Origin of the sequence: Treponema sp. (genome assembly GCF_017430385.1) — a bacterium.
Lineage (GTDB): Bacteria > Spirochaetota > Spirochaetia > Treponematales > Treponemataceae > Treponema_D.
The window spans coordinates 1-11,280 of the sequence record NZ_JAFRNB010000036.1 but is presented as its reverse complement, the minus strand read 5'-3'; the positions used below and the strand labels follow the sequence as shown (position 1 = coordinate 11,280).

Sequence of the window (11,280 nt, the reverse complement as noted above, 5' to 3'; positions counted from 1 at the left end):
GCCCTTCCAGCCCTCGAAGAATTTTTCAAATCGGATTCCGTAATTCAGTCCGTACAGTCAATCAAAACGCTCAGCGGCTTTGAAATTGTTGCTGCAATCTTCATTCTTTGGATGGCGCGTCGTTTTTTCGCATCAATTTTCGACTCGATGCAGAATATTTTTCATACACAGGTCAGGCGAAAAGCCCTGTTAAATCAATTCCTTACATTTGTCACGGAAATCATCGTCGTTCTTGTTTCATCGGCAGTCGTTTTCGCATACATGTCGCTCCAGACACTTTCTTCTATTGAATTCCTAAAGCAGATTCCGCAGCTCAATTTTTTGTACGAAGGAATTCTTTCCGGCGACCTGATTAAAATTCTTCCAAACATCATGTTCTTTACAGTCGTCACGATTCTTTACAAGACGGCATCGGGAACAAAACCAACAATCTGGCTGTGCATGGGCACAAGTCTTCTCTGCACATTCTCCTTCTGGGTATTCCGAATCATCATGCACGCTTTTTTGAATGTCGGTCAGTACGATTTGATTTACGGCGTTCTCGGTCATGTCATCATTCTTTTCATGGATATTTTTTTCTTCTTCATGTTCTTCCTGATTTTTGCTCAGTTCATCTATGTCGTTCAGTTTTTCGACGAGCTTCTTCTGGGCGAGCTTTACCTTCTTCCGAAAATCGAGCAGAAAGGCATCGGAGCAGAAATCAAAAGGGCATTTTTTATCCGCCCGGATTTTCTCATCGCAAAAAATAAAAGCAATGTTTTCTCATACAAGCCCGGCGAAATCATTTTCAACAAGGAAGACGAGGAAAATTGCGCGTACTACATAATCAAAGGCAGCGTAAAACTGATTCCAGAAATGGAGCTTCCAGAAGTTTATGCTCTCGTGCACAGAGGTGAATTTTTCGGCGAAACTTCATGCATTTTGGAGCAAAAACGTGATTTCACCGCAATGACGGCGATTTCAACAAGAATCATCAAAATCGAAAGCGAGCGGTTCCGATTCCTAGTTCACCAAAATCCAGAAGCCGCAAAAAAAGTCCTCAAACAAATCAGCCCATATTTTTAATGTGGGCGTGCCCTAGCCTTCGCAGCATAGCTGCTCGGAGACTCACTAAAAACTCGTCTCACGAGTTTTTGCGGCAAGCCGCCGTTCGCTAGGTCAGGCTTTTCGGGGTTCCGCTATTCGCTCCATTGCCTTCGGCAACAGCTTCGCTGCCCCTACAATCCTTCACGCTTTGCTTTCCTGTGGTTTTTTTTTCTCCTTTTTGCTATAATTTCAGCATATTTTTTGGGAGAATTTATGAATCGTTCTAAAATCGTCGTTCTTGACTTTGGTTCGCAGTATGCACATCTTATCGCAAAAAGATTCCGTGCAATGGGATATTATTCTGAAATCGCACTTCCTTCCGCAGATTTGAGCGTTTTTGAAGGTGCAAAGGGCGTTGTTTTTTCAGGCGGACCTTCTTCGGTCTATGAAAAAGATGTTCCAGAGTTCAACGCAGAGATTTTCGGCTTAGACCTGCCAATTCTAGGTCTTTGTTACGGTCATCAGCTCATGGCACATTGTCACGGCGGCAAGGTCGGTAAGGCTGATGTCGGCGAATTCGGCTTTGCAGAACTTGAATTGAATGATTCTGGCAAATCTTCCCCGCTTTTCAAAGGCGTCTCTCCAAAAACACAGGTTTGGATGAGCCATCAGGACGGAGTTTTGTCACTCGGTGAAGGATTTGAAGTAATCGGAACAACAAAAGACTGTCCTTTCGCAGCAGTCCAGAACCTTTCTAAAAAACGATTCGGCTTGCAGTGCCACTGTGAGGTCAAGGACACTCCAGAGGGCAACAAGATTTTCAAGAATTTCGCAGATATTTGCGGCATGGAAGTAAACTGGGATGAAGACACGGTTCTCCAGCACATTCTCGACACAATCAAAAAAGATGCAAAAGACAAAAATGTGCTTTTATTCCTCTCAGGCGGTGTTGACTCAACCGTAGCATTCGCGCTTTTGAACAAAGCTCTCGGTCAGGAGAGGGTTCTCGGTCTTCACATCGACAACGGCTTCATGCGAAAGAACGAATCAAAAAGCGTTGCAGAAAGCTACAAAAAATTCGGATTCAACAATTTCATCGTCGAGGATGCGAGCGAAAGCTTCCTCAATGCAATCAAAGGCCTCACTGACCCGCAGAAAAAGCGAATGGCTGTCGGCGAGAACTTCATCACAGTTCGTGACCGCGTTGTTGCGGCTCAAAAACTCAACGAAGACGACTGGATGCTCGCTCAGGGCACTCTCTACCCGGATATCATCGAGTCGGGCGGAACAAAAAACAGCCACACAATCAAAACACATCACAACCGCGTTGACGGAATCCAAAAACTCATCGCAAAAGGTCTCATCATCGAGCCGCTCAAAGATTTGTACAAGGACGAAGTTCGCGCAATGGGTAAAAAGCTCGGCCTTGACGACCAGCTTGTAATGCGACATCCGTTCCCTGGCCCAGGTCTTTCAATCAATGTTCTCTGCTCTGACGGCAATTTCACAGAAAAGGACAAAGAAGAGCTTGTAAAAGCACAGGACGAGCTGAACAAAGTCACAATCGACCAGTTCTGCGCTGATTGCTCGGCATCAATGAGCCGATCAGTTCTCCCGGTTCGCTCAGTCGGTGTTCAGGGTGACTTCCGCACTTACCGATTCCCGGCATGTCTCACATTCAAAAGTGAAGGCGATGGATTCTATCACATTCCTCATATCCGCGAAAAGGTCGAGGGAGCATCTTCTTCAATCACAAACGGAGCAACATACCTTAACCGCACAGTAATCAAATTATATCAAAAGCCAAGTCTCAAAGATGAGGACTTGAAATTGCAGGAAGGTTATTGTGACCGCCGCCGGCTTGACCAGCTCCGCGAAGTTGACAACATCGTTCTCACAGAGCTTCACAAGAACAATCTTTACAACTCAATTTTCCAACATCTCACGATTGATTTGCCTTACGCATCAACAAAAGAAAACGCAAGCTTTGTTTTGCGCCCTGTCTGCTCAGAAGATGTAATGACAGCCCGCTTCGCATGGTTCCCGATGGACATTTTCAAAGAAATCGTCCACAAGATTGCGGAACTTCCGTTCGTTGACGCACTCTACTTCGACGCAACAAACAAACCACCAGCAACATTCGGCTGGGAATAAAAAAAGCTAGCTTTTTTTCTATTCTTGGTGTAAAATACTTAATATAGAATTAAGGGAGTTCCTCATGGCAGATGCAGACAAATCTATTTATGGCCGCAAAGTTTTTTTCATCAATCCTAGCATGAACTTTGAAAGTTCAGTCATCGATCGATTGCGACTCATGGAATACGAAGTTTACTCAATCGATGATTACCGAAAAGCAAAGCCTCTTCTCCGAAAAAACTCTGATTCAATCTGTTTTTGTATTATTGAATCTCAGCTTTCTCTAAAAGGCTGGCACAATTTTATCAAATCTTTTGAAACAGAAAATATCTTCAAGCCTCTCGACATGGGCGTAATCATGCCTACTCTTCCAGAAGAAAAAAAGGCAAATTTCATCGCCGGCTTGCAGCTTGATGCCGGTGTTTTGATACAGAATCAAGATCAGGAAACTCTTTTCCACGAAATCGTAAAGTCTATGGATGCTATGAACGCAAAAGGTATGCGTAAGTATGTCCGAGCAAACTGTCTCAATGAGCCTCAGGCAGATCTTCTTTGGCTTAAAGACAACCGCATGTTCAAGCTCAAGATTATCGATATCAGTGCTGTCGGTATCGCAGCAAAGTTGTCAACTGGTCAGGCAAACGCCGTATTCATCAATCAGGTTATCGAAGGTGTAACGCTCAATCTCAAAAGCACACAGGTTGGAGTTGACATCAAAATCACAGCCATCAAGTCGGCCGGTGACTTCCTTCTCGTTGTCATCATGTTCGACACGACGACAACGCCAGATGCAATCAACAAAATCCGTGCTTACATCGCTGAAAACTTGCAGACAACATTGCGATCTTCCATCCGTAACAGCGATTTGGACCGCACCGACTACGAAAAGCTTGATTGCTAAGTCCTAAAAATCATATTTCGCAAGATTATTTTTGCCGTCCACGATAATCCACTGGGCGGCATTTTCTTTTGCAACAGGAAGCAGATATTTTTTGTATGCCGCAATCACCTGCTTTGAAGAAACAGCCTGCACCTTGTCGGCACGCGAAAGGAATGTTTTTTCATTTCCCCAATATTCCATGCTCGAAATTACATTTGAAGCAACTCCGGCCGCAGTCTGAGAAGAACTGAAAATTGAAGAAATATATTGATTCTTGAACTGATCAAGTTTTTTATCAATCACTGTCTCATCATAAGAAAGAATCGTGTCATAAATCAGTTTTTTAAGATTTTTCTTTTCTGTGGCCTTGAAAACCTCAAGCACGCCGGCAAATTCCTTTCCTCCCAAAACTCCAGTTCCCAAAGAATAAGCCGCTCCCGCCTTTTCGCGCACCTGTGAGAAAAGCATGTCATCAAGGTACATGGTCGCAAGAGCATAAGGAATATAATCATCATCCGTTCTTGAAGGGCATGAGAAAACCCCGGCAATATAACCTGTGTCCCCGGCCTGTTCGTTCGCAATCTTCACAGCCTTGTTTTCAATAGAAATCTTTGGAATTTTTGGAGCCGAATAAGCCTTTTTAGGGATAGTTCCGAATGATTTTTCGAGTTCCGCACTAAAATCCTTAATAAGCTCCGGGCTGAAACTTCCGACAACGGCAATTTTCATTCTCTGGGCATTCAAAAGATTCTGGTAAAATTCTTTTACGCTGCTAAACTTAATATTTGCAAGGGAATCCTCGGTGATTGAAGCACTTGATTCATAAGGATGACCTTTGAAAACTGATTTTCTGATTGCAGTTCCAAGTGCGCCTGAAGGATCGGCCTTTTTTGAGGCAATAGAACTTGCAGCCTCGGTCATTTTCTGATTGAAGTCAGTCTCCGAAAAAGCAGGATTCATCATGCAGTCTGTAAAAAGTTCAAGAACAAGCGACAAATCCCGCTGAATGCAGATAAAGCCAGCAGTCGCAAAATCCTTGCCCGAACCCGAATTCAAAGAAAAACTCTTTTCATATTCCAGCTTCTGAATGGCAGAATACGGATATTTTTCAGAACTACGAAGCATCAAATCAAGGGTCAAGGCTTCAATTCCGCTTTTATCATTTGAAATCAGACTCGTTCCGCCCTCAAAAACAAGTTCCAGAACGACAATTTTACTTCCACGATTCTGCTTGAACACAACCGGGATTCCGTTTGAAAGCTGCGTTTTTGAGAATTCCTCGGCCGGAGACAAATGTTTTCCCCCGACATTCCCGGTCGAACCGCACGAAACCAAAAGCACGAAAGCAAGGCAAAGAATCACGCCCTTAAAAAATCTATTTGTTCTGTTAAAGCTCATTTTTATTCCCCGTTATTTTATTCTGCTTAAATCCTGCCAGAAAGCATTTTTTGCCGTGATTTCCTCATAACCGTTACTCAAGAAAGAATTCTTGTATTTTTCCCAAATTCCAGGACTCACAGTAACAAGAAGCACGCCAGATTTTCCCTGGATGTACTTCTGAACAAAATCAACGACATCATCTTCGGTCACTTTTGCGATATTATTGTCATAAGAGAAAAAATAATCCGCGCCACAGCTCGACCAGAAAAATGAAAGTGATGCAAGTATTCCCTTTGCCGTCTCAGTCTCATAAATTCTGTCATCTTCAAGCTGCTGAATCACGAAAGAAATGCTTTTTTCCTTAAAGAATGAAGATTTATCCAGCATTGCAGGAACAGCCTTTTTCTTAAGGACCTCAAGGAATTTGTCGGATTTTTCAGCAGGATTAAGTTCCCCGCCGCCAAAATTTCCGTTCAGCATCGCACCATAAAATCCGATGAGACCGCTCGCCCTTCTCGTCGGATAAGAAGCCCCTATATAATCACTTTCAGGAATCCCCAGAGATTTTTCCGAGACAAAAGTTGCCGCAAAAACACCGTTCGGGTCATTTACAAGATTTGTCCATACATCCGCAGGATAAGTATCAGCTGAATCAGTCTCACCGTCAGGCCCACGAAGATAATAACCGATTTGAATCATATTATCCGAGCTGCCATTGTTCACGAAGACCATTTTTTTGTCATGGTGAAGAGGACTTTTTGACTCAACAGGCTCAAATTTCGTAATTGTCCGTGGATTCTGCCAGTCAGAGTAAATTTCTTTCACATATTGAAAGATTTCCTCATGCTCGACTTTTCCACCGACAAAAATCGCGGAATTTGCAGGAATATAATATTCTTTCTGAACTTTCCGCAAGTCATCGGCCGTCGCATTTTTTACAACAACCGGGTCGCCCGAAGGACTAAGACGCCACGGAGATTTCGGGAACATAGTCTTGAACAGAGCCGCCGAGCGAATGTGAGCAGGATCGGTAAAATCCGCGTTTATCTCCGCAAGCACGACCGCCTTTTCATTCTCAAGCTCCTTTTCATCGATTTTTGGCGTGCGGATTGCATAAGACCAGAACTCAAGACCTTTCCGAACCTGTGATGAAGGAAGCGTAAAAAAATAATTCACGCGGTCAATTCCTGTCGTTCCGTTCTCGCCAATCCGTCCCATCTCATTTGCGGCATCAGTGAAAGCATCCTGATTCTCATATTTCGCGTTTCCCTTGAAAAGCATGTGCTCATAAAGGTGAAAAAGCCCTGCATTTTGAGGCGTTTGGGTGACAGCACCGGCCCGCACAGCAATTTCAATGTATGCGAGAGGCGCAGAATCGTTCTCAGCCACAAAAAGCTCAAGACCGTTCGGAAGTTTGTACCGATAAAGCCCCGCGATGTTTGTAGACTGAGCGAAAGCAAATGTGAGAAAAGAAAAAACAACTAAAAATAAAAATTTCTTTGTTTTATTCATAATTCGCGTCCATGCGGGTCTCTACTGGTTCAATGCAGAAATTACAGCCTGAACACCAGCCTTTCCGACGTTTGATGACTTACCGACGCCCCATTTCTGAGAACCGTCTGTAAGCGTAATCTGGACGTAAGCCACGGCATAAGTGTCACTTCCCTGACCAACAGAGTGCTCATGGAAAGCAGAAATATTGAATTCTGGAACTGGAGTACCTTTAAGAGCGGCAACAAATGAATCCAACGGACCGTTTCCTTTGCCACCGATTGAGAATTTAACGCCGTTGTAGTTGACTACGCCACGAGTTGAGACATGCTCGCTTTCATCATGACCTTCAAGCTGAGTTGAGGCAAGGTCAAGCACTTCGAGCGGCCGTTTTTTGCCGAGCCACTGCTCCTCGAAGAATTTGAGGATTTCTTCCGGCTGAAGCTCACGCTGTGCGGCATCGCTCTTTGCTTTGATAAGGTCGCCGATTGCAGGCTGCATTGCCTTTGGAATTGCATATCCGTAGTTGTGCTCCAGGATAAAGCTTGAACCGCCCTTTCCGCTCTGAGAGTTGATTCGGATAATGCCCTCGTATTTTCGGCCGATGTCGTGCGGATCGATGAGAAGATAAGGAACATCCCAGATTGCATCTTCAGGCATTTTTGCGCGGGCTGCGAATCCTTTTGCAATCGCGTCCTGATGACCGCCAGAAAGAGCCGTGTAAGCCAAACCGCCTGCATACGGAGAGCGAGGATTGATTTCCATCTTTGTGTATTCCATGTAGCTGTCGGCAATGTCCGGGAGATTCGAAAAATCAAGCTGTGGGTCAACGCCTTCGCTGAACATATTGAGTGCCACAGTAACGATGTCCAGGTTTCCTGTACGCTCACCGTTGCCGAACAAGCAGCCCTCAACCCTGTCTGCACCCGCGAGTAAGCCAAGCTCACAAGAAGCGACGCCTGTTCCGCGGTCATTGTGGCAGTGAGTTGAAATAAGGCAGCAGTCACGGTGAGAAATCTTTGCGGCAAAATATTCTATTGAATCTGCGTAGATATTCGGAGTGTAACATTCAACGGTTGTAGGAAGGTTGAAAATGATTTTGCTCTCTTTAGACCAGCCCCATTCGTTGCCCACGGCCTCACAAATTTCGATAGCGTAGTCAATTTCAGTCATTGAATAGCTTTCCGGGCTGTATTCAAGGCGAATGCGATTGCGCTCTTCCTCACTCAAATCCTTCATGCAGTCTTTGATAACTTTTACGCCGTCAACAGCAATCTTGATGATTTCTTCTTTTGTTTTGTTGAAAGTGTATTTTCGCTGAGCCGGAGAAGTTGAATTATATATATGGAAGATAACGCTTGGCGCACCCTTAATACATTCCATTGTGCGGCGGACAAGTTTTTCGCGCGCCTGACAAAGAACCTGAATCGTAACATCACTTGGGATGCGGTTTTCATCAATGAGGCGGCGGATAAAATCATATTCCGTATCGCTTGCAGAAGGGAAACCAATTTCGATTTCCTTAAAGCCCAATTTTACTAGGAGTTCAAAAAAAGCAAGTTTTGTATCAATACCCATCGGGTCAATCAAAGCCTGATTTCCGTCACGAAGGTCAACAGAACACCAGATTGGTGCTTTTGTGATTCGTTTTGAAGGCCAAGTGCGGTTCTCAATTGGAATCGCAGGAAATGCTTTGTACTTTTTTGCATTCATTTTGATGCTCCTTAGTTATTAAATAAAAAAAAGACCTGCTGCCAAAAGCAACAGGTCTTGTAATTTGAAATATAAAAACTACACCACCACGCCTTTGGCTATCTTGAGAGAAAATTAAGCAAAAGTAGTAGTGAAAGTCTTAACATAATCTTAGTATCTCTTTTTTAGGCATTTTAGTCAAGAGTATCAAAAAACTCAAAATGACTTCAAATCAGAGAAAAGGGATTTTACTTTTTCTTCGAAGGCCGCAGTTTCCTTCTTCATGTCAAGAATAAACTCATTGTCCGTGATTCCACCAAGGACGGCATCCATTTCGCGGGCATTTCTGAAAGTCTGCATACGGAATTCATCATCAAAATCCTTCATGCGGGAAATGAGGGTCGCGTTGTACATATCCTGGTTTGCAAAAAGAACATCCTCAATGATTCCGTCGAAAATTTTTCGGTTGAATTCTTCAAGCGGCCTGGAATAAAGTTTTTCAAGCAGATTCAATGCGTAAGCAACTTTATATTCTTCGTACTTCTTCTGACACTCATCATAAAAATCATGGACTTTTTCCCAGGAATTCACGGATTCATTTTTAATCAGGCCGAAAAGTTCATTAAGCTTTTTTTCCGGCAGAATCTGACCGCCAACATTCACCCACTCAGAAAAAAGCGGCTTCTCTGAAATCTTAAAAATATCCTCGCTAGAAAGCCATTGTTTGCCATTTCTTTCGCAATAATCGCAAAGTGTGCGCACAGCAAAATATTTTACGATACGACGATAGGCCTTGTATGCTTTTGCAGGCTTAATGATGTTCGCGCCGAATTTTTTCTGCGCTGACTTATCGACAAGGGTAAATTCTTTATCAGGATTACGGTGGAGAAAATTTTTTGCAATAATATAAAGTTCGGATTTTGAATCAGCAGAAAGTGCAAGAGAATCTTTTTGCAAAAGAAGATAATCGCCTGTAAGCTCAATTATTCTTCGCAGAGCCTTTTCAACTTCCTGAATCGTGTCCGGAGCAAGAGGATCCGTCTCAATGTTCTGGATTTTTATAACTCGTTTGTCGCGTTTTTCAAATTTAGCCTTGTTCCGGGCAACGGCATACATATTGTACATAAACCAATAAGCCGGAATAATCGTAATCGGCTGGCAAGGTCCATTGCTTGCAATCAGAGAAAAAGGATAAGTGATATTAAGCTCATGCTGATAGCTGCCCTTAGAAATGAGTGTAAAACTTGCAAATCGGGAATTATGCTTAAAGTCAGAACAAAGTCCCGGCCAGAATCCACGCCCAGCATACATTTCGCCGTCAGCGGCACGGGAATTATGATTTGAGCCGATAGTTGCACCCGAAGCAATATTACTCTGCCCCCCGACCATAGAAGCAATCAAGAATGAAGAATTATGGTGCTGCTCATGGAACGGGAAAATCAGATTGTTCAAAATTTCACAGCAAGAAACGGTTGAATTATCGCCCAAAATTGAATTAAGCAATCTCGCGCCATACTTCAGCTGGCAGTTCCGTCCGATAACAAAGCGTACAGCAACAGCTTGATAGAAAACACGAGAACCGAAGCCCAAAATTCCATTCACCATCTCAACACCTTCACCAATCTGGCTAGGCTCATCTTCTGAAGATAGAATAGTGATATTTTTGAGCTTGAATGCCCCCTTAATGTAAGTACAAGCACCGATTTTTGCATCTTTCAGCAAAGTCGTGTTTTTTATAACGACATCTGTATCAGTAATGCCATAAGTATTAAGCTCTTTCGGGAACTGATTTTCTGTTATCTTCAAAAGCCGTTTTTGAAGCCGAATATCATCCCGGTATTTTGCCCAAATGTAAGCATCAGCAGGAATCATGTTCTCAAAAGCAAGAACCGCACGGCCATCATTTTCATTTCCTACCCCGATCCAAATTCGGTTAGACTCAGGCTCATCTTTTTTAAGCACGCCGTTTCCAAACTTAGAATGATTAGTACAGCTCATTTCATCAATATTGAAAAGAATGTTTCTGTCACCAATCTTATAGTTTGAAAGATAATGCACATTGCGTACGACACAATCATCACCAACAACCAAATTTTCGAGATACGAATCGTAAAGGCCTTCACACAGCGCAAGATCATGATATTTCAAAGTTGATGGAGAAAGAGAACCAATCACAAGGAAGCCGTTGATTTCGCATCCAGACACAAGGCTAGCATCAAAATATTTTTCATCAACCCAAACATTTTTCCAGGATGAATCTGAATTTTTATTGACTTTAGAAAGAATCTTGATTTCTTCAGAAGTAAGCTGTCTTTTTTTATTTAAATATTCCGTATAAAACTGTGGCAACACCGAAGCATTCTGAACTTTACTAATCTGAACCATACATGAATTATATCAAATTACAGAAGGAATAGGAACAAAAATAATATAATAATGCGCGACTCAACCTGCAACGGGCTATGCGCGGTTCCGCTGCCGCCCCGCTCCTATCCCGCGCGTGCACCAGTGTCCCGAGGGCCGCCCCGGGGCGTCCGGGGCAAAAAAAATCCGCCCCTGCTAGCGGGCGGAAAACCATCCAGAAAGAAAAAAGCCGGCGGCTCCCTACTTTCCCCCATAACGGAGTATCATCGGCGCGGGGGTGCTTGACTTCCGTGTTCGGAACGGGAACGGGT

The 11,280-nt window shown here is 43.5% G+C and carries 7 protein-coding genes and 1 rRNA gene; 3 read left to right on the top strand and 5 right to left on the bottom strand.

Annotation, left to right across the window (positions count from 1 at the left end):
• The 3 genes from IJJ71_RS02570 to IJJ71_RS02560 all read left to right on the top strand — a co-directional run.
• On the top strand, nucleotides 1-1,065 hold a 1,065-nt coding region (locus tag IJJ71_RS02570), incomplete at its 5' end, for a YhjD/YihY/BrkB family envelope integrity protein (protein WP_296845149.1).
• Nucleotides 1,066-1,299: 234 nt separating this feature from the next.
• Nucleotides 1,300-3,180: a glutamine-hydrolyzing GMP synthase gene (gene guaA, locus IJJ71_RS02565; RefSeq protein ID WP_296845148.1), complete on the top strand. Its 1,881-nt coding sequence runs from the start codon at nucleotides 1,300-1,302 to the stop codon at nucleotides 3,178-3,180.
• 64 nt (nucleotides 3,181-3,244) lie between these two features.
• Entirely contained in the window at nucleotides 3,245-4,063 is an 819-nt protein-coding gene (locus tag IJJ71_RS02560; RefSeq protein WP_296845147.1) for a hypothetical protein, read from the top strand.
• Between the two features lie 3 nt (nucleotides 4,064-4,066).
• Here IJJ71_RS02560 and IJJ71_RS02555 read toward each other — a convergent pair whose 3' ends face one another.
• The 5 genes from IJJ71_RS02555 to rrf form a co-directional block, all read right to left on the bottom strand.
• Nucleotides 4,067-5,440 carry a M16 family metallopeptidase gene (locus IJJ71_RS02555; RefSeq protein WP_296845146.1) on the bottom strand — a complete coding sequence of 458 codons (1,374 nt, stop codon included), beginning with the start codon at nucleotides 5,438-5,440 and terminating at the stop codon, nucleotides 4,067-4,069.
• Nucleotides 5,441-5,452: 12 nt separating this feature from the next.
• Nucleotides 5,453-6,934 (bottom strand): M16 family metallopeptidase, encoded by a 1,482-nt coding sequence (locus IJJ71_RS02550; protein ID WP_296845145.1) that lies wholly within the window; start codon nucleotides 6,932-6,934, stop codon nucleotides 5,453-5,455.
• A gap of 21 nt (nucleotides 6,935-6,955) precedes the next feature.
• Entirely contained in the window at nucleotides 6,956-8,626 is a 1,671-nt protein-coding gene (gene leuA, locus IJJ71_RS02545; protein WP_296845144.1) for a 2-isopropylmalate synthase, read from the bottom strand.
• 195 nt (nucleotides 8,627-8,821) lie between these two features.
• A complete protein-coding gene (locus IJJ71_RS02540) occupies nucleotides 8,822-10,990 on the bottom strand; it encodes a DUF4954 family protein (RefSeq protein WP_296845143.1) in 2,169 nt (722 codons plus the stop codon).
• Nucleotides 10,991-11,196: 206 nt separating this feature from the next.
• Nucleotides 11,197-11,280 (bottom strand): 5S ribosomal RNA (gene rrf / locus IJJ71_RS02535); the annotation flags it as partial.